General features: G+C 59.1%; 20 protein-coding genes and 1 tRNA gene. 11 read left to right on the plus strand and 10 right to left on the minus strand.

The window, feature by feature from the left end:
* The first annotated feature begins 80 nt into the window (after positions 1 to 80).
* On the plus strand, positions 81 to 1,403 hold the full coding sequence (locus SIC19_RS10095; RefSeq protein WP_085678203.1) for a Na+/H+ antiporter family protein: 1,323 nt from the start codon (positions 81 to 83) through the stop codon (positions 1,401 to 1,403).
* A gap of 351 nt (positions 1,404 to 1,754) precedes the next feature.
* Here the strand turns inward: SIC19_RS10095 and SIC19_RS10100 are convergent, their stop codons facing one another.
* Positions 1,755 to 2,003 (minus strand): YheV family putative zinc ribbon protein, encoded by a 249-nt coding sequence (locus SIC19_RS10100; protein ID WP_007152953.1) that lies wholly within the window; start codon positions 2,001 to 2,003, stop codon positions 1,755 to 1,757.
* A 61-nt stretch (positions 2,004 to 2,064) separates the two neighbouring features.
* Positions 2,065 to 4,110, minus strand: coding sequence for an oligopeptidase A (gene prlC, locus SIC19_RS10105; RefSeq protein WP_127402050.1), 2,046 nt, complete (start codon positions 4,108 to 4,110; stop codon positions 2,065 to 2,067).
* A gap of 208 nt (positions 4,111 to 4,318) precedes the next feature.
* Between prlC and SIC19_RS10110 the strand changes: the two genes are divergently transcribed.
* Together SIC19_RS10110 and SIC19_RS10115 are read left to right on the plus strand one after the other, a co-directional pair.
* The gene (locus SIC19_RS10110) at positions 4,319 to 4,855 is read left to right on the plus strand and encodes a gamma carbonic anhydrase family protein (RefSeq protein ID WP_085678208.1); all 537 of its coding nucleotides are present in this window, start codon (positions 4,319 to 4,321) and stop codon (positions 4,853 to 4,855) included.
* Positions 4,856 to 4,870: 15 nt separating this feature from the next.
* Positions 4,871 to 6,490, plus strand: a complete 1,620-nt coding sequence (locus SIC19_RS10115) for a hypothetical protein (RefSeq protein ID WP_127402049.1) — start codon at positions 4,871 to 4,873, stop codon at positions 6,488 to 6,490.
* A gap of 26 nt (positions 6,491 to 6,516) precedes the next feature.
* Here SIC19_RS10115 and SIC19_RS10120 read toward each other — a convergent pair whose 3' ends face one another.
* From SIC19_RS10120 to SIC19_RS10155, 8 genes are all read right to left on the minus strand, one after another.
* The gene (locus SIC19_RS10120) at positions 6,517 to 6,834 is read right to left on the minus strand and encodes a PA4642 family protein (RefSeq protein WP_075196389.1); all 318 of its coding nucleotides are present in this window, start codon (positions 6,832 to 6,834) and stop codon (positions 6,517 to 6,519) included.
* A gap of 146 nt (positions 6,835 to 6,980) precedes the next feature.
* Positions 6,981 to 7,814 carry a flagellar motor protein MotB gene (locus tag SIC19_RS10125; RefSeq protein WP_075196390.1) on the minus strand — a complete coding sequence of 278 codons (834 nt, stop codon included), beginning with the start codon at positions 7,812 to 7,814 and terminating at the stop codon, positions 6,981 to 6,983.
* Between the two features lie 3 nt (positions 7,815 to 7,817).
* Complete coding sequence (locus SIC19_RS10130) at positions 7,818 to 8,591, minus strand: MotA/TolQ/ExbB proton channel family protein (protein WP_075196391.1); 774 nt, start codon at positions 8,589 to 8,591, stop codon at positions 7,818 to 7,820.
* Positions 8,592 to 8,675: 84 nt separating this feature from the next.
* The gene (gene aroE / locus SIC19_RS10135) at positions 8,676 to 9,503 is read right to left on the minus strand and encodes a shikimate dehydrogenase (protein WP_041332733.1); all 828 of its coding nucleotides are present in this window, start codon (positions 9,501 to 9,503) and stop codon (positions 8,676 to 8,678) included.
* Positions 9,493 to 10,434, minus strand: a complete 942-nt coding sequence (gene hemF / locus SIC19_RS10140; RefSeq protein ID WP_075196392.1) for an oxygen-dependent coproporphyrinogen oxidase — start codon at positions 10,432 to 10,434, stop codon at positions 9,493 to 9,495. Before hemF ends, aroE begins: the two co-directional genes overlap by 11 nt.
* An 8-nt stretch (positions 10,435 to 10,442) precedes the next feature.
* Positions 10,443 to 11,018, minus strand: a complete 576-nt coding sequence (locus tag SIC19_RS10145) for an L-threonylcarbamoyladenylate synthase (protein WP_075196393.1) — start codon at positions 11,016 to 11,018, stop codon at positions 10,443 to 10,445.
* Positions 11,019 to 11,044: 26 nt separating this feature from the next.
* Positions 11,045 to 12,211 carry a DNA-processing protein DprA gene (dprA, locus tag SIC19_RS10150; RefSeq protein ID WP_127402048.1) on the minus strand — a complete coding sequence of 389 codons (1,167 nt, stop codon included), beginning with the start codon at positions 12,209 to 12,211 and terminating at the stop codon, positions 11,045 to 11,047.
* A gap of 130 nt (positions 12,212 to 12,341) precedes the next feature.
* The gene (locus tag SIC19_RS10155; protein WP_075196395.1) at positions 12,342 to 13,358 is read right to left on the minus strand and encodes a LysM peptidoglycan-binding domain-containing protein; all 1,017 of its coding nucleotides are present in this window, start codon (positions 13,356 to 13,358) and stop codon (positions 12,342 to 12,344) included.
* 374 nt (positions 13,359 to 13,732) lie between these two features.
* Here SIC19_RS10155 and def point away from each other — a divergent pair, with 374 nt between their 5' ends.
* The 8 genes from def (at position 13,733) to SIC19_RS10195 (ending at position 23,037) form a co-directional block, all read left to right on the plus strand.
* On the plus strand, positions 13,733 to 14,236 hold the full coding sequence (gene def, locus SIC19_RS10160; protein ID WP_036211796.1) for a peptide deformylase: 504 nt from the start codon (positions 13,733 to 13,735) through the stop codon (positions 14,234 to 14,236).
* 77 nt (positions 14,237 to 14,313) lie between these two features.
* On the plus strand, positions 14,314 to 15,249 hold the full coding sequence (fmt, locus tag SIC19_RS10165; protein ID WP_036211793.1) for a methionyl-tRNA formyltransferase: 936 nt from the start codon (positions 14,314 to 14,316) through the stop codon (positions 15,247 to 15,249).
* On the plus strand, positions 15,250 to 16,551 hold the full coding sequence (gene rsmB / locus SIC19_RS10170; RefSeq protein ID WP_036211791.1) for a 16S rRNA (cytosine(967)-C(5))-methyltransferase RsmB: 1,302 nt from the start codon (positions 15,250 to 15,252) through the stop codon (positions 16,549 to 16,551).
* Positions 16,548 to 17,951, plus strand: coding sequence for a Trk system potassium transporter TrkA (trkA, locus tag SIC19_RS10175; protein WP_036211787.1), 1,404 nt, complete (start codon positions 16,548 to 16,550; stop codon positions 17,949 to 17,951). The genes rsmB and trkA overlap by 4 nt, the downstream gene beginning before the upstream one ends.
* 127 nt (positions 17,952 to 18,078) lie before the next feature.
* Positions 18,079 to 19,104 (plus strand): glycine--tRNA ligase subunit alpha, encoded by a 1,026-nt coding sequence (glyQ, locus tag SIC19_RS10180; RefSeq protein ID WP_036212087.1) that lies wholly within the window; start codon positions 18,079 to 18,081, stop codon positions 19,102 to 19,104.
* Positions 19,105 to 19,106: 2 nt separating this feature from the next.
* Positions 19,107 to 21,194, plus strand: coding sequence for a glycine--tRNA ligase subunit beta (gene glyS / locus SIC19_RS10185; RefSeq protein WP_085678224.1), 2,088 nt, complete (start codon positions 19,107 to 19,109; stop codon positions 21,192 to 21,194).
* 56 nt (positions 21,195 to 21,250) lie between these two features.
* Positions 21,251 to 21,327: transfer RNA gene (locus SIC19_RS10190), tRNA-Pro, on the plus strand.
* 129 nt (positions 21,328 to 21,456) lie between these two features.
* Positions 21,457 to 23,037 (plus strand): hypothetical protein, encoded by a 1,581-nt coding sequence (locus SIC19_RS10195; protein ID WP_127402047.1) that lies wholly within the window; start codon positions 21,457 to 21,459, stop codon positions 23,035 to 23,037.
* Positions 23,038 to 23,074: the final 37 nt, after the last annotated feature.

A 23,074-nucleotide genomic window follows, 5' to 3' on the forward strand; every position in this document is an offset into this window, starting at 1 on the left:
TTCCGGCACATTAGCGCGCTTTCCTGAACCGCCCCACCTCCGGGGCGCTGAAAGCCATTCCCGACATCCCGGAGTCTGCCATGAATGCCGTTGTTGCTGCGGTAGCGATCATGCTCGTACTGAGCCTGTGCCGCATCCACGTTGTTGTTGCCCTGATTATCGGTGCCGTTGCCGGCGGCCTGATCAGCGGCTTGTCACTGGACGCCACCATTGCCGCGTTTAACGAGGGCCTGGGAGGCGGCGCAACCGTTGCCCTGTCCTACGCCACCCTCGGTGCCTTCGCCGTTGCCATCGGCAAATCCGGCCTGGCCCATGCCCTGGCGGACAAAGCCCTGAACCTGGTGGGCCGGCAGGACAACGGCAAAGCCGCTGGCGGCATCCGCCTGCTGATCGTTGGCCTGCTACTGGCCATTGCCATGTCGTCCCAGAATATCCTGCCCATTCACATTGCGTTTATTCCTCTGGTTGTACCGCCACTGCTGTATGTGATGGCCAAACTGAACATGGACCGCCGCCTGGTGGCCTGCGTGCTGACGTTCGGCCTGATCACACCCTACATGTTCCTGCCTGTGGGTTTCGGAGGGATATACCTCAATGAAATACTGCTGGCGAACGTGGGTGACAACGGCATCGACGCCACTGATCTCAATGTCATGTCCGCCATGGCCTTGCCAGCACTCGGCATGCTCTGTGGACTTCTCGTCGCCGTCTTTTTCAGCTACCGCGGCGACCGACACTACAACCTGGACGCCATCGCCCGCACCGAACGGGTGGATGTGACCTACAACGGCAGCACGCTGCTAATGGCCCTGGTCGCCATCGTGGCGGCGTTCGTGGTTCAACTGTGGTTGGGTTCGATGATCCTCGGGGCGCTGGCTGGCTTTGTACTGTTCAACCTGTCCGGGGTGGTGAAATGGAAAGAAGCCGACGACCTGTTCACCGAAGGCATGAAAATGCTGGCAATGATCGGCTTCATCATGATCGCCGCCTCCGGCTTTGCGGAAGTCATGCGCGAAACCGGTGAAATCGCCACTCTGGTGGAGGGCTCCGTCTCTGCCATCGGCGACAACAAAGCTCTGGCCGCCCTGCTGATGCTGGTCGTCGGCCTGCTGATCACCATGGGCATTGGCTCATCCTTCTCCACCATCCCCATCATCGCCGCCCTCTACGTGCCGCTGGCCCTGGAACTGGGCTTCAGCCCCCTGGCCATCGTGGCCCTGGTCGGCACCGCCGGCGCCCTCGGCGATGCCGGCTCCCCGGCCTCGGACTCTACCCTCGGCCCTACCGCTGGCCTCAACGTCGACGGCCAGCACAACCACATCTGGGATACGGTGGTGCCGACGTTCCTGCACTACAACCTGCCGTTGTTGAGCTTTGGGTGGTTGGCGGCTATGGTTCTTTAGGCTTTTGGAGTTTGCCCTCATTTTCTAGCCTGGTTGGTGTGGGGGCTGCGAGGGGGCAAGGGGAGTTTTTGCTCTTGAAATGGAACTCGCTGCGCTCAGACACCCATTTCTGGCGAGTAAAAATCCCCCTACCCCCTCACGAACGAACCGCGTCAATATCGCCTAGAGAAAGCCGAGAGCTCGACTCAAACGGCGATATCCGTGTGGTTCAAACCGGAGGGTGTTGGGGTGCTTTCTGCCGGGAAAAAGGTGTCTGAGCGCAGCGAGTTCTTTTTCCCAGAAGAAAGCACCACGACGCCGTCCAGGCCTCCAAAACCAGCAGGCTACATCAGGAAGGCAAACTCCCGACCATCAGTCGTCCTTGGAAGAAAAGAACACCACCTGCTTAACGGTATGATCATCTTCGTTGCCGAGCTTGTTCACCCGGGTTTCCAGTTCGGGATTGGTCGGCTCCGGGGTATCAGACACCGCATCCGTGAAACCACAGGCCACGCACTCGCGAACCTGATCATCGTCGTCGGTGGTAAACATCATGATTTTGTCCATCTCCGCACAGCGGGGACAGACAGCGCCGGCGATAAAACGTTTGGGGGTCGCCATGGTTAGAACTCCAACAATTCCAGAACCCGGCCAGCCACAACACTGACCGGGTAATATCGGCTTAAGCCGCGTCTTCGGTGATACCCGTCTGTTTCAGCAGGGCACCCACCTCCGGTTCACGGCCACGGAACGCCTTGAACAGTTCCATCGGTTCCTGGGAACCGCCTTTCTCAAGGATGTTCTGCAGGAACGCCTTGCCGGTTTGCGGATCGAAGATACCCTTCTCCTCGAACAGCGAAAACGCATCCGCCGCCAGCACCTCGGCCCATTTGTAGCTGTAATAACCCGCGGCGTACCCTCCCGCAAAGATGTGGGAGAAGCTGTTGGGGAAGCGGTTGAATGACGGTGCTTCCACCACCGCAATCTCGCTACGCACCTTGCGGTGCATGTCCAGCGGGTTAGTGGGGGCATCCAGGGTGAATTCCGCGTGCAGGCGGAAGTCAAACAGCGAAAACTCCAGCTGACGCACCATCGCCATGCCGGACTGGAAGTTCTTGGCCGCCAGCAGCTTTTGCAGCAGGTCGTCCGGCAGCGGCTCACCGGTTTCATGGTGCGAGGCGATCAGGGCCAGGGACTCGGGGTTCCAGCACCAGTTTTCCAGGAACTGGCTGGGCAGCTCTACGGCGTCCCAGGCAACGCCATTGATTCCGGATACGTCCAGCACATCCACCTGGGTGAGCATGTGGTGCAGGCCGTGCCCGAACTCGTGGAACAGCGTGGTGACCTCATCGTGGGTCAGCAGTGACGGCTTGCCGTTCACCGGCGGCGTGAAGTTACAGGTCAGGAAGGCCACCGGCAGTTGCAATTGGCCGCGCAGGTTTCGCCAGCGTACCCGGCAGTCCGCCATCCAGGCGCCGCCACGCTTGCCTTGGCGAGCGTACAGGTCAAGGTAAAACCAGGCCAGGGGCTCGCCATTACGGCTGATGCAATAGGCGGTCGCGTCCGGGTGCCAGGTTTCCACGTCTGGTTTGGCTTCAATCTGCACGTCGAACAGCTTCTCGGCCACGGCAAACAGGCCCGGGACCACCTTGTCCACCGGGAACCATGGGCGCAGGGTTTCCGGGGAAATGTCGTAGCGTTCCTGGCGCAGTTTTTCACTGTAGTAGCCGATGTCCCACGCCTGCAGGTCGTCAACGCCGTGGGTGTCCCTGGCGAAGGCCTTCAGCTCGGCAAACTCCCGCTCGGCAATGGGTTTGGACTTGGCCGCCAGCTGGTTCAGGAAGTCCAGCACTTCGTCCACATTGCGGGCCATCTTGGTGGCCAGGGAGCGCTCGGCGTAATTATCGAATCCGAGCAACTGAGCCATGGCGTGACGACGCTTGAGGATTTCCGCCATCACTGGCGTGTTGTCCCAGGTGCCTGCATCCGGGCCCATGTCGGACGCTCGGGTCACAAAGGCTTCGTAGACTTCACGGCGCAGGTCGCGGTTGTCACCGTAGGTCATCACCGGGTAGAAACTGGGAAAATCCAGGGTGATCACATAGCCGTCCAGATCCTTCTGTTGTGCTGCCTGCTTGGCACCATCGAGTGCGCTCTCAGGAACGCCCGCCAGCTCTTCCACATCGGTGATGTGCTTGAACCAGTGTTGGGTGGCATCCAGAACATTGTCGCTGAAACGGTTGGAGAGCTCCGACAGCTCCATCGACAGATTGGCGTACTGCTCTTTCTTTTCCTGGGGCAGATCGACGCCACCGAGGTGGAAGTCCCGCAGGGTGTTGTCCACGGATTTACGCTGTGCCTCGCTGAGTTCATTGTACTGGTCGCTTGCTGCCAGCTTCTTGTAAGCCTCGCAGAGCTCAGCATTCTGGCTCAGCTCGGTGCTGTACTCGGTGAGCTTTTCCAGGCAGTTCTTGTACACTTTGCGCAGGTCGTCGCTGTTCATCACACCGTTCAGGTGGGAAATCACCGACCAGGCTCTTTCCAGCCGGTCTTCGGTTGCCTGCATCGGTTGCGCCAGGGTTTCCCAGGTGGGTTCGTCCTGCTGCGCCAGTTGTGAGATTTTCACGCGGTTCTCGCTGAGAATCTGGTCGATTGCCGGTTCCATGTGCTCGGTGCGAACATGGTCAAACTTGGGCAACAGGTCGTCGGTCAATAACGGGTTATTCATAAGTCCCCTTCTCAGCCTTTAATTTGTCAGGTAGCTTCGAGTATTCAACATCGGGATAAGGCACCTGTGGGGAGGCCTTTCCAAAACACGCTCCTTCGGCACATCCATGTGACGCTTGGACTCCGCCATCCATGGCTCCGTACAGTTTTGGAAAGGCCTCCCCACAGGTGCCCCGAGCCTTCGGGTAAACGCTATATAGGTATATGTAATGTCGAATGTACGAACACACAAGGGTAACACGCCACAATTTGGAGAACGCGCCTGGATTGATCCCAGTGCAGTGGTTATCGGGGATGTCCAGACAGGGGATGACGTCTCTATCTGGCCAATGACGGCGGTGCGCGGTGACATGCACAAAATCCGCATTGGCAATCGCTGCAGTATTCAGGATGGGTCGGTGCTGCACATCACTCATGCCAGTGATTATAACCCCGGTGGCTATCCACTTCAGATCGGGGATGACGTGACCGTTGGCCACAAGGCGCTGCTGCACGGCTGCACCATTGGTAATCGGGTGCTGGTAGGTATGGGTTGCATCATCATGGACGGCGCCGTGGTGGAGGACGAGGTGATTGTCGCTGCTGGCTGCCTGGTGCCGCCGGGCAAAACCCTGGAGTCCGGTTACCTGTACGTTGGGTCACCCTGCAAACAGGCCCGGGCGTTGTCGGATCAGGAAAAGACCTTCTTCAAGTATACCGCGGCCAATTACGTCAAACTCAAGGACGACTATCTCAATGAGGTTTAGTGGAGAGATCCGCCATTGAAGCGACTGTTACTCACCACCATCCTGCTGAACGTTCTGTTTCTGGCGTTGCTGCTGCCTCACTATTCCCAAATGCCCTGGTTGGCTGCGGAAGCCCTGTTGATAAGTGGACTGTTCGCTCTTCTACCTGAAAGCACGGGGAAGCGTGTCGGAGCGGCAACTGTTGGCGCTCTCTTTGGCCTGCTCGCCTTCTTTGCACTGAGTGATGTTCTGGTTCGCCACAGCATCGGGCGACCTTTCAATCTCTATCTCGAGTTGGGACTTGCCGGTTCGGTGTTTAACCTGTTGCAGAGCAACCTGGGCGTGACGCTGTCGCTGGTGCTGATCGTCATGGCCCTGACTGTCTTCGTGGGGTTGGGCATCTGCGTGAGCCGGTTGCTCCGGCAGGTTGATGCAAACCGTTCCCGCGCCGCGGCAAGGGCTGTTGCGTCTCTGGGCATCGTCGCCATCGGGGTAACGTTCTTACCGCAACCATTCGTAGGCCTGACGGCAGCCCGGGCAGCCACTCAGCAAGTTGAACTGGCCGCTGATACCTATCAGTCAACGGCCTCTTTCCAACAACATTTGATGGATAACCCGGGCGCGAGCCAATCCAGGCCACTGCAAGCGCTTGCTCAAACCGATGTGATCCTGGGGTTCATTGAGTCCTACGGCATATCATCCGTCACCGACCCGCGTTACGGGCGCCTGATCCAGCCTCGCCTCCAGCAAATGGAGCAGGTGCTGGCGAACGCCGGCCTGCATATGGTCACGGGCCGCCTGCAATCCCCCGTTCAGGGTGGTCAATCCTGGCTGGCGCATACCACGCTGCTCAGCGGCCAATGGATCGATACCCAACTCGATTACGACACTTTCCTGGCCAGTGACTATCCCACACTGATTGACGATATGGGCGCGACTGGCCATGATTCCGTGGCTGTTATGCCCGCCATTACCCGCGAGTGGCCGGAGGGTCTTGCGTTCGGCTACAACCGCATCTATCACTCCACCTCCATGGGCTATCGTGGACCCGCCCTGAACTGGGTCACCATGCCGGATCAGTACACCTGGTCATGGTTCCAACGCCAGATTCGGGAGCGCGCCGATCATACCCCTGTGTTCGCTGAAGTGGCACTGATCAGCAGCCACGCGCCATGGGTCCCCATACTCCCGGTTCTGGACGATTGGGACAGCATTGGCGATGGAGAAATCTTTAACCGCTGGAAAGATGCCGGCGAAGCACCCGCAAGCCTGTGGCGGGACCCCGAGCGCGTACGCGATCACTACGCCCGCTCGCTGGATTATGCGCTGAACGTGGCCACCGAGTACGCCAAACGTCATGTGGATAACAAGACCCTGCTGGTGCTGACAGGTGACCATCAGGCGGCCCCTTTGATCACAGGCGACAACGCCAGCCGCGACGTCGTTGTTCATGTGATCAGCGCCGACCCCACAATGCTGGCACCGTTTGTTGGAAGCGGTGATCAGGAAGGCTTACGCGGATTCCGTTGGGGCGCGCGCCCCCACTTGGGTCAACGGGGGCCTTCAATGGCCAGTTTCCGGCCCTTCCTTCATCGGACTTTCAGCGGTCCGCACATTCCGGTAAAAGTATCCGCTTCAGGCTTTATTAAGCAGTAACCCGCAAAGAAGGAGAACGGCGAGATTCAGCTCCCGGCCTCCGCCATTGTTTTTGCGCCGGCTTTGCGAAGTGTCTCAGCGTAAGCGGTGCTACGACGGTGCCGCGACACCAGGTCCAGGATAGTCTCACCATTTTCATCAACTGCGTTGAGATCCCGCCCCGCTTCCACAAAGAAACCGACGAAACGGTCAAAGTCTTCGGCAATCATGGCCTGGTAGGCCTTGATCAGGGCATTGAAGTCAGGATTGATGTTGCTGTCGTAGGGCGTAATGGCCAGGAAGCTCTTTACCCGCTCATCGCTCCATTCCTCACCAATCACTTTCGGTTTGTCAGGTCCGCTCATAATCTCTCTGGCCTTTTCGTTACAGCTTTTTACAGCAAATAGTTACGACAAATGTGTTTGCGTTGGGCTGCACAGTATAAAGATCTAAAAGCGCCGGGGTTATATAAATTCACTATGAGGAGCTTCCCGGCAGGCATATGCGAACTTCACGGGTTAATTTCCACCGGTAACTGATCCGTCTCCACGCTGTCGTCGCATTGCGGGTTGCGGATGGCGATCTCCACTCTTCGGTTCTTGGCCCGGTTCTCCGGGCTGTCGTTGGGCGCCAGCGGGTTGGTTTCCGCCCGGCCCGCCGCGACAACCCGCTCCGCCGGCACCTGACGATTCAGCACCAGCTCGTGAACCACCGACACGGCACGCGCGGCAGACAGGTCCCAGTTAGAGCGATAGCGGCCACTGGCTATCGGGCGGTCATCCGTGTAACCCGCCACCAGAACGTCACCGGTGCAACCAGACAACACCTCTACCACCCGCTCGATGATCGGCACCATTCCCGGCTTGATCGCCGCTTCTCCGGAGCGGAACGTGGCTTCCTCCGAAAACCGGATCACCACCCGGCTTTCATCGTAGTTGACGCTCAATGCCTCCGAAGCCACTTCCGGTTCAAGCTCTTCGATCATTCGGCTGGCCAGATCGATCACACCCGCCGGAATTTTGGTCGGGGCATCCCCCTCCGCGCGTTCATCAATAAATTCGGGCTCGTCGGTCGCCGTCTCCATTGGCTCCGGCAGGGAAACCGTATCCGACTCAATCAATGTCAGCGGCGAGCCCCCCACCGCATCGCCGAGCACCTGGTTGCTGCCGAAGGCCACCGCCATGGAATTGGCCATAGCACGGTATTTTTCAACATCCATTTCGGCGAAGGACAGCAACAGGATAAAAAAGGTCAGCAGCAGGGTGGCCAGATCGGCAAAGGTGACGATCCAGGCCGGGGAGCCACGACCATGCTTCTTCTTTTTGACGGGCTGGCGGACCACCAAAACCTACGCCTCCCGCTCCGGCGCAAGACCGTTGCGCTGCTCCGGCGTTACGAAGGACGACAGCAGTTCGGTCATCACCCGGGGATTCTCGCCGCGCATGATAGTACGCATCGACGTGGTGATCAGTACCTGGTTACGTGCCTCATCTTCGGCCTTGAGCTGCAGCTTGTCGGCCAGGGGCAGGGCGATCAGCTGGGCGATGAAGGCGCCATAGAGCGTGGTCAGCAGGGCGATCGCCATGGCCGGGCCAATGGAGGACGGATCGTCGAGGGTGTTGAGCATCTGCACCAGGCCAACCAGCGTACCCAGCATACCGATGGCCGGAGCGGATTCACCAATACCACGAAATACCCTTTCGGAGACTTCGTAACGCTCAGCCGTCTGTTGGGTTTCCTGGGCCAGAGCTTCTTCAACCAGCTCCGGTGGGTGGCCGTCCACGCACAGATTGATGGCCTTTTGCAGAAACTCGTTTTTGGTGGGGTGGTTTTCCAGGCCCAGGATACCTTCCTTGCGAACGACAAGAGCCAATGTGCCAACTTCGCGGATCAACTCCGCCGGCCGTTCTACGCGGTCCTTGAATGCCGCTGAAAACGCCAGCCTGAAAGCACTCATCACCGAAGGCAGACGAAACTTGATCAGGGTAACGGCAAACGTGCCACCCAGCACAATCGCCAACCCCGGAAGGTTGAAAAAGGTCAGTATCGACGCGTTAGCCAGCATCGCAAGCACGACAATCAGTACGCCTGCCACCAGCCCGACAAGGGTGAGTATATCCATCAGAGACCTTAAATCAGCGATTAATCAGCGATCTTCGGGAACCGTTTGCACCTGCGAAGCATAGCCCATTCATCCGGGTTGGGCTCAGTCGTTTCGCAATTCTTCAATCACCGGACGGGTGTCCGGAGTTTTTCCACGCCATATCCGGAACGACTCCGCCGCCTGTTCCACCAGCATGCCCAGGCCATCGAACACCCGGGTGGCTCCCTGGTCCAGAGCCCACTGGTTGAAGGTGGTGGTCTGCAGAGAATACATCATGTCGTAGATCACCGTGTCGGCACCGATCACACTTGTGGAAACCGGCGGCAAATCTCCCTGCAGGCTGGCACTGGTGCCGTTGATAATAACGTCGAAAGCGTCGGCCGGCTGTTCGAATCCGCAGGCCTCCAGGTGCGTATCGCCGGCCACGGATTCAAAGAAACTGACCAGCCCCTCGGCTTTTGCCAGGGTGCGGTTGGCAATCGTCAGGGCAGCGGGCTCTTCAGCAAGAATCGGCCCCAGAACACCACGAACGGCCCCGCCTGCGCCCAGCACCAGCAGGCGTTTACCCGCCAGGCGAACGCCATGGTTGACCATCAGGTCGGTAACCAATCCTTTGCCATCAGTGTTATCGGCGGTAAGTGAGCCTTTACTGTCTTTGTAGAGTGTGTTCGCCGCACCCGCTCGCTCGGCGCGCTGGGTCCGCAGGTCCGCCAACTGCCAGGCCTGCTCCTTGAAAGGCACGGTGATATTCAACCCTTTGCCACCGCGTTCAAAAAAGCCTTTTACGGTATTCGCGAAATCGTCTTCCGGCGCCTGTATGGCCGTGTATTCCAGCTGCTCGCCGGTCTGGCGGGCAAACAGGCTATGAATGCGGGGGGATTTGCTGTGACTGATCGGATTGCCAACCACCGCATACAGATCATTGTGCATCAGCGCTCTCCAGCCAGTCCCGCCCGGTAAGAAAGTAGTCCGTCAGCCGCGCTTCCTCCGATCCGGGCTCCGGCACGAAGTCGTACTCCCAGCGCACCAGCGGAGGCAGCGACATCAGGATGGATTCGGTACGGCCACCGGACTGCAGGCCAAACAGGGTGCCCCGGTCGTACACCAGGTTGAACTCCACGTAGCGGCCGCGGCGGTACAGCTGGAAATCGCGCTCGCGATCGCCCCACACCATGGCTTTTCGTCGCTCGATAATGGGCTCATAGGCATCGATGAAGCTGTCCCCGACTGACTGCATCAAGGCAAAATCACGGCTGAAATCCCCGGTGTTGTGGTCGTCAAAAAACAACCCTCCCACGCCCCGCGGCTCGTCCCGGTGTTTGAGGTAGAAATAGTTGTCACACCAGTGCTTGTACTCACGATACAGTTGGTCGCCGAAAGGATCACAAGCGGCTTTCGCAACCCGGTGCCAATGGACGCAATCCTCGTCGAAGCCGTAATAGGGCGTAAGGTCATAACCCCCGCCAAACCAATAGACCGGCTCTGCATCCTCGGGGGTCGCAACAAAAAACCGGACGTTGGCGTGGGACGTGGGTACGTAGGGGTTCGAAGGGTGCATGACCAGAGACACCCCCATGGCTTGCCAGGGCGCACCCGCCAGGTGGGGTCTATGCGCGGTGGCTGACGCAGGCATGGTCTCGCCCATCACATGGGAGAAGTTTACACCGCCTTTCTCGAACACCTCGCCATCGGTGATCACCCGGCTGATGCCACCTCCGCCCTCGGGCCGGTCCCAGGCATCGGTTTCAAAAACGCCCTTGCCATCGACCGCAGCCAGCCGTTCGCAGATTCGATCCTGCAGGCCAAGCAGGTATTGTTTCACGGCATTGGTGTCGGGGTGCTGGACAGGGTGCTGAGACATGGGAACTCCTAGCGCAGTTGCTTTCCGCTGACGATATCGATGATACGGCTGGGTTGACGATTACCGCCCAGGTCTCCTGGCACCAGCCAATCCAGTTGGCCCTCGAAGTAACGACGTACCTGCCAGGAGGAACGGGCCGGCTGGCGTCCTGCCGGATTACAGGAGGTTGAAACCAGGGGAAAGCCGACCGCCTCGCACAAGGCGCGCACAACAGGGTGGTCACTGACCCTGACAGCGATGGAGCTGTGATGCCCCCGAACCTGTTGTGGGATTTGCTTGCGGATATCCGGCAGAAGACAGGTAACCGGGCCAGGCCAATGACTCATCGCCTGGCGCTGCTGCTCCTTCGGCAATGGGTCCAACAGGAACCGTATCTGATCAACAGACGCCGCCACAAGGATCAGTCCCTTCTCCATGGGACGCTGCTTGAGCGACAGGACCCGTTCAACGGCGTCCTGATCCCAGGGGTCACAACCCAGCCCCCAGACGGCTTCCGTGGGATAGGCAATGACCCCGCCACCAAGGACGGTGCGGCGGGCGCAATGAAGGTGCCAGTCGGACAAAGGTTGCTGTGGTAATTTCATGAAATCTTCAAGTCTGTAAACGTGGCTCAGCCAATCCGTTGAAACCCTCCCGGCGCAGAATCCACCAATCCCTGTAACTCCAAGAGAAGCAGCGACTGCATCAACTGATCGGCGGGAAGACCGGTCACTGAACACAAATCATCGGTTGACTGCGGATCATACCCTAAAGCCTCCAGCACCGCGATTTCCCGGGAGTCCAGGCCTTCGGGTGCTGGCCTTTTCATGATCACCGAAGAGGAATCGCCCTCGTTCTGACTGGTCCACCAGCCGCCGAGTTCCTCGCAGATATCGTCCACGGTTTCCACCAGCTTCGCACCCTGGCGTATCAGGTGATGGCAGCCCCGTGCCAAAGGATTGTGGACCGAGCCCGGAATCGCAAATACCTCCCGCCCCTGTTCCAGCGCCAGTCGGGCGGTGATCAGGGAGCCGCTTTTGAGTCCCGCCTCTACCACCAGGATACCTCGACTAAGGCCGCTGATAATCCGGTTTCGGCGAGGGAAGTGGCCCGCCTTGGCGGAGGTGCCTGGCGGGTATTCGGAGACAATCACTCCCTCTCCGGCGATGCGCTCACTGAGCGTGCGGTGGCGGTAGGGGTAAGGCTTATCAACACCATTGCCAATCACGGCGACGGTCGGGAAGCCGGCATCCAGGGCGCCGGCATGGGCGGCGCCGTCCACCCCCAGGGCCAACCCGCTGGTCACCAGCAAGCCTTTTTGGCCGAGCGCCGCGGCAAAGGAACGGGCATGTTCCAGCCCGGCCCGGGTGGCGTTGCGGCTACCTACAATACCGATCTGCTCGCGCCCCAGCAGGGAGCGATCACCGCGCACATAGAGGACCAATGGCCCGTCGTGAATATGCCTGAGAGGCTCGGGGTAGTCAGCATCGGCGATGGTCAGGATAGCCGTGCCGGTCCGCAGGCAATCCCGGTATATGCCGTCGGCGCTGGCGATCACAGGGTGAGCGCTGTCCTGGCGGCGCCATGCCTGGAGAGCGTCGATCGTTTCCGCCGCCAAACCCAGTGCTTTCAGCGTGGCGGCGTTATGGGTCAGGAGATGCTGGAAATCCGGAATCTGTTCGAGGATCGCCTGCTGGCGACGGGCTCCGAATTTCGGCAGACAGGACAGGAATATCCAGAACCCGTGTTCCGACTGGAACAGGTTCGGGACAGACAGGGGCTCGGTAGAGAGGGGCATGGCATCCTTCCGTGGATCAGGGTTGGCTAACGGGGCCTGCCTTCCTGGCAGGCCGAGGGTGAATTATGCCATAAAAAAAGGAGCCGGCGATGCGGCTCCCTTTCTACGGACGTCTTACGTTGTGATCAGCTCAGGGATTGGTCACCTTGTCACCAACCGACAACGGACGGGTGGCCTGCAGGATCAGGCCATAGCTCATTTTCTCGTAGGTCTGGAACACCATCATCAGCCCGGCACGCTCGGAGGGCAGTTCGATGGTTTCATTGGTGACCGGGTCCCGAACCAGATTGCCACTCTTCAGCACGGCCATGACATTGCCCGGCTTCAGACCTTCCCGTTCACCGCGGTTGATAGCCACCACGTCAAACTGCCCGATCTGGCTGACACCACCATCGACCGAGATCATCTGGGCCTCGATGTCACTGTCGGGAGAGCTGGGCACAAAACTGGTGGTGATGCGACGCTCTTCGCCAACCAGCAGACGGTCCCCGATGCGCACTTCCTCATTGGACTGCTTCAGTCGGAGTGTCAGAACGTCTTTATTCTCGGCAATGACTTCGCCGCGGGCAATACTCCGGGCCTCAAGGCCAAGGAACTCGCCGGTTTCCGGATCGCGGAATTCCTTGCTGCGGCGGAAGACGCCCACATTGTCAGCCGGCTTCTCACCACGGGCGTAAATCCGATCACCCGCGCCGGTAATTATCCGGCCGTCCTCGCCTTCCAGCACGTAAGGCGCGCCATTGAGTGCCTCAACGTCAACAATACGCGTGTCGGTCAGGAAACTGCTGATCGCATCCAGGGGAATCGCGGGAATCGGCGTATCGATGGGCTCGGAACGCACTTTTGGTGAAAGCTTCACCACCCGATCACTGGAAACCTTGGTAACACGCGGCTTGCCGTCAATATAGACCAGCGCCAGCTCGTCACCCGGATAGATCAGGTGTGGGTTTGCAACCTGTGGATTCACGTGCCAGATTTCCGGCCAGTACCAGGGGTTATTCAGGAAGCGGGCGGAAATATCCCACAGGGTGTCACCCTTCACGACAGTGTAACGCTCGGGATGATCGGACCTCAGTTCCGGGGCGGCGTGGGCCCAGGAGGTTAGCAGCAGCATGCTTGCTGCCAGAGCGTACAGCAGTTTCCTCATTGTTTAAGTCCTTGATCGCGTGCCTTGAATCGATAGATTCTGTTCTTGGTAAGCAGCCGGTACTCTGCCTTTTATACCACTACTATAGAAGATGTCTCGCAAATTGTGATGTTATCTTTTGTTCTTCCAGTAAATTCTACGCTATGGTCGAAAGCTTTTGACTATCAACTGATCAGTTTGTACTCAATGAGCGAGTTGAGGGATAATAGCACCATAAACGGCAAAAACCCGTTGAAACCGGCTCTTTCATCCCGATCATAATAGTCACGGGATGGAAAAATGCGCAGTACGCTGTCGCATTTCGGAGACAGTATTCACACCGTTACAAAAGATAACGGTGAAAGCCAGAATCAGACACCAAAAGTACGAGCGCCATGATACTAGATATTCTCGAATACCCGGACCCCCGCTTGCGCACCCTTGCCAAGCCAGTGGACGAGGTAACAGACGAGACCCGCAAGCTGATCGACGACATGTTCGAGACCATGTACGATGCGCCCGGCATTGGCCTGGCAGCCACCCAGGTCAATGTACACAAGCAGATCATCGTCATGGATCTGTCCGAAGACAAAAGTGAACCGCGGGTATTCATCAATCCGGAAGTGGAAGTGCTTGATGGCGAGCTTGAGGAGATGCAGGAAGGCTGCCTGTCGGTACCGGGTTTCTACGAGGACGTCTCCCGTATCGAACACTGCATGATCAGGGCTATTGGCCGTGACGGCAAACCCTTTGAGCTGGAAGCCCGTGGCCTGTTGGCGGTATGTATCCAGCATGAGATGGATCACCTCAACGGCAAGCTGTTTGTGGACTACCTGAGTTCACTGAAGCGCACCCGTATTCGCAAGAAACTGGAAAAGCTTCACAAGAAAAGCGCCTGAAGCCGCCAAAACAGCGTAAATCGGGACCGGGTGAAAACCCGGTCTTTTCGTATTCAACGGACCAGGAAGCGATACCCGTGCGACTTGTTTTTGCCGGCACCCCCGAATTCGCAGCCACCGCGCTGAAGGCACTGCTCACGACCCATCATCAGGTGGTTGGCGTTTACTCCCAACCCGACCGGCCCGCTGGCCGTGGCCGCAAACTGACACCCAGCCCGGTCAAACAGGTGGCGGTTGAGGCGGGCATTCCCGTGTTTCAACCAGAGTCCCTGAAATCGCCCGAAGCGCAGGAACAGCTCCGCAGTCTTAACGCAGACGTGATGATCGTCGCTGCCTACGGACTGATTCTGCCGCAGGCGGTGCTGGACCTCCCTCGTCACGGCTGCCTGAACATCCATGCCTCGTTACTGCCTCGCTGGCGCGGTGCCGCGCCTATTCAGCGCGCGATCGCCGCGGGTGACCGGGAAACCGGTATTACCATCATGCAGATGGACGCTGGCCTCGACACCGGCGCAATGTTGCTGAAAGCCATTACCCCAATCGAAGACGCGGATACCGGCGGCAGCCTTCACGACCGTCTGGCTGGCCTGGGTGGCGAAGCCATCGTCAAGTCGCTGGAGCAGCTTGAGAAAGGCGAACTGCAGGGCGAAGTCCAGGACGAGGCTAGGGCTTGCTATGCCCGTAAACTCAGCAAGGAAGAAGGGCATATCGACTGGACCCGGGATGCCCCCGCCATCAGCCGGCTGATTCGTGCCTTTAATCCCTGGCCGGGCACCTACACCGACCTGGACGATCTGCGCATCCGCATTCATCAGGCGGAGATTCTGGACGACACCAGCGACAAACATCCCGGCACGGTGATTCGCCGCGACCGCGAGGGCATCGACATTGCCTGCGGCCTGGAATCCCTGAGGATCACCCGTTTGCAGTTGTCCGGCTCGCGGCCACAATCGGTGAACGACCTGATCAACGGCGGCAAGGACATACTGATGCCCGGCCAGGAGCTGAACTGAATGAGCCAGCAGGGCCAGCCACTGCGGGCGGTTGCTGCCCGGGTTTTGCAATCCGTTGAGAACGGCCAGTCGCTGTCCCAATGCCTGCCCCACGCCATGGGTGATGTGGCAGACAACGAACGACCACCACTACAGGCACTGTGCTACGGCACCTGTCGCTGGTTTCACCGGCTCGATGGCGAGTTACAGGCGCGCCTGAAAAAACCGCTGCGCAAATCCGACCGGGTGGTCCACCACTTGATGCTGGTGGCACTGTTCCAGCTTCGCTTCAGTCAGCAGGCCACCTACGCGATTCTGAATGAAACCGTGGAAGCCTGCCGCGCCCTCGACAAACCACATCTGACAGGGCTGGTGAACGGCGTTCTGCGGGCTGCGGAGCGGGAAGGGGAGCCGCCCATTGCCGACGAAATCGGTCGTTTCAGCCACCCTCCCTGGATGCTTGAAAAACTGCGCCATAACTGGCCTCACGACTGGCAGGCTATTCTCGAAGCCAACAACACCCAGGCCCCCATGACCCTGCGGGTGAACGCCCTGCGCTTCAGCCGCGACGACTACCTGCAATTACTGTCCGATGCCGGTATCGATGCCAACGCAACCGTGTTTGCGCCCCACGGCATCCAATTGGCCGCCCCGGTGCCGGTGGATCTTCTGCCCTGGTTTTCCGAAGGCGCGGTCAGTGTGCAGGATGAAGCAGCCCAGCTCTGCACCACCCTGATGGACCTGGCGCCCGGCCAACGGGTGTTGGATGCCTGTGCCGCACCGGGAGGCAAAACCTGCGCTATCCTTGAAAGCTGCGGACAACTGGAAGAAGTGGTCGCTATCGACGAATCCGCTGATCGACTGCCACGGGTGCAGGAAAACCTGGAACGGCTGGATCTCGTGGCGACACTGAAACAGGCCGATGCCGCAGATATTGACCAGTGGTGGGACCGGAAGCCGTTCGATCGCATCCTGCTGGACGTTCCCTGCAGCGCCACCGGCGTGATTCGCCGCCATCCGGACATCAAGTTGCTGCGCCGTGAATCAGACATTGTCCCGCTCGCCAGCATTCAGCTGGGTCTGCTGGAGTCGATGTGGCAAGTGCTCGCACCCGGAGGGCGCCTGGTCTATGCCACCTGTTCGGTGTTTCCGCAGGAGAATCACCGTATAATTCGTCGATTCCTGAAGCAGCAGGACGACGCTGCCCTGGTGGAGCCCGATGTCCTTTGGGGGCGCGATATGGAAACCGGCCGCCAGATGCTGCCTGTTCCCGAAAGCCACGATGGATTTTTCTACGCTGTGCTGGAGAAACCCGAACCATGAAAATCCTGATTCTCGGTGCCGGCCAGGTGGGCGGGACCCTGGCAGAAAACCTCGCCAACGAAGCCAACGACATCACCGTGATCGACAGTGACAGTACCCGCCTGCGGGAGCTTCAGGATCGACTGGACATTCGGACTGTCCAGGGCATGGCCTCCTTTCCCACGGTTCTGCGCCAGGCGGGCGCTGAAGATGGTGACATGGTCATCGCCGTGACCAACAGTGACGAGGTCAACATGGTGGCCTGCCAGGTCTCCAAGTTGCTCTACAAAACCCCGACAACCATCTGCCGGGTCAGGGCCAACGCCTACCTGGCAAAACCAGAACTGTTCTACCAGCGGGATCAGAAAAAGGATCTGGACAGCCTGCGGGGTTTCCCCATCGATGTTCTGATCAGCCCGGAGCACCTGGTCACCAAGCACATTACACGACTGATCGAATACCCCGGCGCGCTGCAAGTACTGGAGTTTTCCAAGGGGCTTGTTCAGTTGGTCGCCATTCGGGCGACGGAAGGCGGCCCACTGGTTGGCCACGAGTTGTCGTACCTGCGTAGCCATATGCCCAAAATCGAAACACGGGTCGCCGCCATTTTCAGGAAAGACCGGGCGATCATGCCTCAGGGGGATACGGTGATTGAAGACGGCGACGAGGTCTTCTTCATCGCTGCCTCCGACCATATTCGCTCGGTCATGAGCGAGTTGCAGCCACTGGAAAAACCCTACAAGCGCATCTTCATCTGTGGGGGTGGTAACATTGGCCAGCGCCTGGCCCATACTCTCGAATCCCGCTACCAGGTGAAACTTCTGGAACGGGACCACGAACGTTGCGTGATGCTGTCCGAGAACCTTCGCAAAACCGTGGTACTGGAGGGCAACGCCGCCAACAAGGACATTCTGCTGGAAGAGAACATCGAAAATACCGATGTTTTCTGTGCAGTCACCAACGATGACGAAGCCAACATCATGGCGTCACTGCTGGCCAAGCGCCTGGGCGCCCGCAAGGTACTGACCCTGATCAACAACCCGGACTACGTTGACCTGATCCAGGGCGGCGACATTGATGTCGCTATTTCGCCCCAGCAAACCACCATTGGCAGCCTGCTTACCCACATTCGCCGCGGGGACGTAGTAAACGTTCACTCACTCCGTAGGGGCGCTGCCGAGGCCATTGAGGCCATCGCCCATGGCGACCACCGGTCCTCCCGGGTAGTGGGTAAGCGGCTTGACGAAATCAACCTGCCGGAAGGCACCACCATCGGCGCCATCGTCCGCCACAGCGAAGTCCTCATTGCCCACGACCACCTGCGGGTACAGCCGGATGACCACGTCATCCTGTTCCTGGTGGACAAGTCGCGGATACGGGATGTGGAGAAACTGTTCCAGGTGGGACTGACGTTCTTCTAGCGCAAAATCAATCTTCTGAACCCAACTTAGAAATACGCGATTGGCAAGCGTATAATGCCCCTTTTTTCCGGAGTGCCCCGGCCAGATGCCCGGGCACCACACACAGACTGACCAGCAGGCAAACGTCGTGACAGACAAGGCAACTTCCGCAAACACGCCGGACATCAAAACCTTCCAGGGCCTGATCCTCGCCCTGCAGAACTTCTGGGCGCAGCACGGCTGCGTGGTCCTCCAGCCACTGGACATGGAAGTGGGTGCCGGCACCTTCCACCCGGCCACCTTCCTGCGCTCCATCGGTCCGGAAACCTGGAACGCCGCCTACGTTCAGCCCAGCCGCCGCCCCACCGATGGCCGCTACGGGGAGAACCCCAACCGCCTGCAACACTACTACCAGTTCCAGGTGGTGCTGAAACCGTCCCCGGACAACATTCAGGAACTGTACCTGGATTCCCTGAAGGCTCTTGGGCTGGACCCACTGGTCCACGATATCCGTTTTGTTGAGGACAACTGGGAATCACCCACCCTCGGCGCCTGGGGCCTGGGTTGGGAAATCTGGCTGAACGGCATGGAAGTAACCCAGTTCACCTACTTCCAGCAGGTGGGTGGCCTGGAATGCTATCCGGTCACCGGCGAGCTCACCTACGGGCTTGAGCGCATTGCCATGTACCTGCAGGGCGTGGACAGCGTCTACGACCTGGTCTGGACCGAAGGCCCGGATGGTGTGGTCACCTACGGCGACGTGTTCCATCAGCAGGAGGTGGAGATGTCCACCTACAACTTCGAGCACGCCGACACCGAATTCCTGTTTCACAGCTTCGATGTGCACGAACGCGAGAGCGCGCGCCTGATCGAAGCCGGCCTGGCATTGCCCGCCTATGAGCAGGTGCTCAAGGCTTCACACACTTTCAATCTGCTTGACGCCCGCCACGCCATCTCCGTGACCGAGCGCCAACGTTTTATCCTGCGGGTTCGCACCCTGGCCCGGGCCGTTGCCCAGGCGTATTTCGACAGCCGCCGCAAGCTTGGCTTCCCGCTGGCACCGGATGCCCTGCGCAAAGAGGTACTGGCAGCGACCGAGGCCGCCGCCGAAAAGGCGAATGGCAAGAAGGGTAAGAAAGCGAAAAAAGCTCAGCAGGAACAGGGGAACGCATAATCATGGCAAAACAGGATTTTCTGGTCGAACTGGGCACTGAAGAGCTGCCTCCCAAGGCCCTCAAGCCACTGTCGGACGCGTTTACCCGTGGCATTACCAATGGCCTGGAAGAGGCCGGTATTCGGTTCGGCAAGGTGGAAGCCTTTGCTGCACCACGCCGGCTTGCCGTCAGGGTACGGGACCTGGAAGACGCTCAGCCGGACAAACCGGTGGAAAAACGCGGCCCGGCCGTGAAAGCTGCGTTCGACGATTCCGGCAACCCCACCCGGGCACTGACCGGCTTCGCCACCTCCCTGGGCGTGACACCGGACCAGCTTGATACGATGGAAACTGACAAGGGCGCCTGGGTGGTCTATCGCACCATCGAGAAAGGCCGTCCCACCGTTGAACTGATGCCGGAACTGGTAGACCAGTCCCTGGCCGCACTGCCGATCCCCAAACGCATGCGCTGGGGCGCGCACAGAACCGAGTTCGTGCGTCCGGTGCACTGGGCCATCCTGCTGTTCGGCAACAAGGTGATCGACACCCCGATCATGGGGCTGACTCCGGGTAACAAAACCCGCGGTCACCGTTTCCACTGCCCGAAATCATTGATCGTGCCCACGCCCGGCGACTACGAAGTGGTGCTGCGCCAGGAAGGGTATGTGATCGCTGACTTCGCCGAACGCCGCGAGCAGATCCGTGACGGCGTCACCGCCATTGCCAGGAAGGAAGCGGGCGGCCAGGCGGTTATCGATGAAGACCTGCTGGACGAAGTCACCGCCCTCAACGAGTGGCCCGTGCCGCTCATGGGCCGTTTCGAGGAACGCTTCCTGGAAGTTCCCGCCGAGGCACTGATTTCCTCCATGAAGGAACACCAGAAGTACTTTCACGTGGTTTCCGCCGACGGCCGGATGCTGCCGCTGTTCATCACCGTTGCCAACCTGGAAAGCAAGGACCCACAACAGGTCGTTTCCGGCAATGAGAAGGTTATCCGCCCACGCCTGTCCGATGCGGCTTTCTTCTATGACACTGACCGCAAGACCCGGCTGGAAGACCGCATCGACCAACTCAAGCCGATCGTGTTCCAGGACAAGCTGGGCAGCATTTACGACAAGTCCGTGCGGGTGGCCGCACTGGCGAAGAAGATCGCCGACGCCATTGGCAGCGATCCCGTTCTGGCTGAGCGCGCCGCCATGCTCGCCAAGACCGACCTGGTCACCGAGATGGTGCTGGAATTCACTGACCTGCAGGGCATCATGGGCCAGTACTACGCCGCCAACGACGGCGAGAACGAAGACGTGGCCAGCGCACTGAACGAGCAGTACATGCCCCGCTTTGCCGGTGACGACCTGCCCGCAACACTGACGGGCTGCGCCGTGGCCATTGCCGACCGCATCGATTCCCTGGTGGGGCTGTTCGGCATTAACCAGCCACCGTCCGGTACCCGTGACCCGTTCGGGCTGCGTCGAGCCTCACTGGGCGTGTTGCGCATCATCATCGAGCGGGAGCTGCCGCTGGACCTGCAAACCCTGTGCGAGTGGGCGGTAGAGGAACACAACAGCATCACCGAACCGAATGTGGCCAACACAGTGGTGGACTACATGCTGGAGCGGTTCCGTGCGCATTATGAAGAGCAGGGCATCAGTGCCGAAGTCTACCTCGCCGTGCACGCCCGCCGTCCAACACGCCCGCTGGACTTTGACCGCCGGGTGAAAGCCGTGGAAGCCTTCCGCCAGCTACCGGAAGCCCTGGCCCTGGCCGGCGCCAACAAACGGGTGTCCAACATCCTTACCAAGCAGGGTGGCGACAGCATTGGTGAAAGCATCGACAGTGAGTTGTTGCAGGACAAGGCGGAAATAACACTGGCCGACCAAATCCGCCAGCAAGCCGACAAGGCATTGCCACTGTTTGAAAAAGGCGATTACGCGACGGCCTTGAGCTCTCTCGCCAGCCTGCGGGAGCCGGTGGATAACTTCTTTGATGAAGTCATGGTGATGGCTGACGACGAGGCCGTGCGTAATAACCGCCTGGCCATGCTCAACCTGCTGCGTAACCTGTTCCTGCGGGTGGCGGATATCTCGGTATTACCCACTGCCAGTGGGCAGTGAAAATCATACGGGGGCTGGTAAAAAACCAGCCAATCCGTATAATACCGGCCGTTGATCGGCGTGTGGCGCAGCTTGGTAGCGCACTTCGTTCGGGACGAAGGGGTCGCAGGTTCGAATCCTGCCACGCCGACCATTTTCCCGCATCTCAGTCCCTTCTTTACGACGAAATACTCCCCTTTAAGCGACTCTTTTCTTTCAATTGACATAAAGCTTTCACATTGGACATGTACAACGGTGCTCTCATCCCAACGGAGCAGCAGTAATGTCCGACCAATCCTCCCTTTTGGTAGAGAAGCTCTGGCGACTCAAACGTCGCATCGACAAGGGCCAGTGCCCGAGCGTCGACTTTGTCCATCTCAACGTCTTGCTGAGAGAGCCCAACTACCGCAATGACGTTCTGATGCGTGTGGAAGCCAATGGCACGCCAGAGCTTCAGGCGCTGGCACGCGAGATCATGGCCAACGATGATGGCCGTCCGCTGATGGCCAAGTCCTCGAACCAGAAACTTCAGGCCAGTCCCGTCACGCCGCAAAAAAGAAGCGGTTGGTTTGCCCGTCACGCGCTGGTACTGGTTCCCGTCATTGGCACGGTTGTCGCCACGGTCGCCGGTTTTACCGCATTTGAGAATCGCAACGTGCGTATCAGCGCCGACATTACCGCAGACACCGTCTGGGAAAGCGGTCATCGATACACCCTTGAAAACACCGTGTTTGTGGAAGGCGCGAACCTGACCATTGAACCCGGCGTAACCATAGAGGGCGAACCCGGTTCCGCCCTGGTTGTCACGTCCAGTGCCAAACTGTTTGCCCGCGGCAGCCGTAACCAACCGGTGGTCTTTACCAGTAGCAAGGAACCCGGAGCACGGGCTCGCGGTGACTGGGGTGGCGTTGTGCTTCTTGGAAAGGCACCGGTGAACGAGCCGAACGCCCGCATTGAAGGCGTACCTGAAAACGACACCCGTGGGCAATTCGGTGGCAGCGACACGCAGCATAGTTGCGGCGTGGTGCAGTACACCCGCATTGAATTTGCCGGTTTCGAGGTCTATCAGAACAACGAGCTGAACGGCTTAACCCTGGGTGGCTGTGGCTCCAACACCATCATCCAGAACGTGCAGGTTCACCGTGCTCTGGACGACGGTATCGAAATGTTCGGTGGCACCGTCGACCTGAAAAACATCCTGGTGACCGGTGCTGCCGATGACAGCATCGACTGGGACTGGGGCTGGCGAGGCAGGGTACAGTTTGCCATTATTCAGCAGTACCGGGATGTCGGCGATAACGCCTTTGAGGGCGACAACAACGGTTCCAGCCACTCGGCCGTGCCACGGTCCGAACCCACATTCTACAACGTCACCCTTTATGGCAGCGGCCGTTCCGCCAAAGAACACCGCGCTATTATGCTAAGAGAGGGATCCGGCGGCCACTTCCACAATATGATCATCGACAGTTACGCCATTGAGGCCCTGGATACCAGGGATGAGGTCACCGCGCTGGTGGGCATGAATGCCCTGACGTTCAGCCACAACCTGCTTGCCAACAACGGTAGGTTAGGCAACCTCACCATTGTTAACGAAACCGATGATGACGATTTCGGCTTCAGCGAAGAGCTGTGGATACGCAGCCCCGAATTGCAGAACACCGTTCAGGTTGAAACCGGCTTGCAACCCTCTGTCACCAGCGAGTCGTCGCCGCATTTCCGCCCCAGAAGCTCAGTGCGCGCCATGACGGCCAAGCGGCCTCCGAAAGCCGAATTCTTTGATGAGTCGGCGATGTACCAGGGCGCTGTTAACCCCAGGGCCACATCGACCTGGCTGGATGACTGGACGGCATTTCCGGAATCCTGACGAGCTTACCAATGCCTGGGAGGGTGGCTACCTCCAC

The sequence above is a fragment of the Marinobacter sp. MIT930201 genome, assembly GCF_047122665.1.
In the GTDB taxonomy this organism is placed as follows: domain Bacteria; phylum Pseudomonadota; class Gammaproteobacteria; order Pseudomonadales; family Oleiphilaceae; genus Marinobacter; species Marinobacter salarius.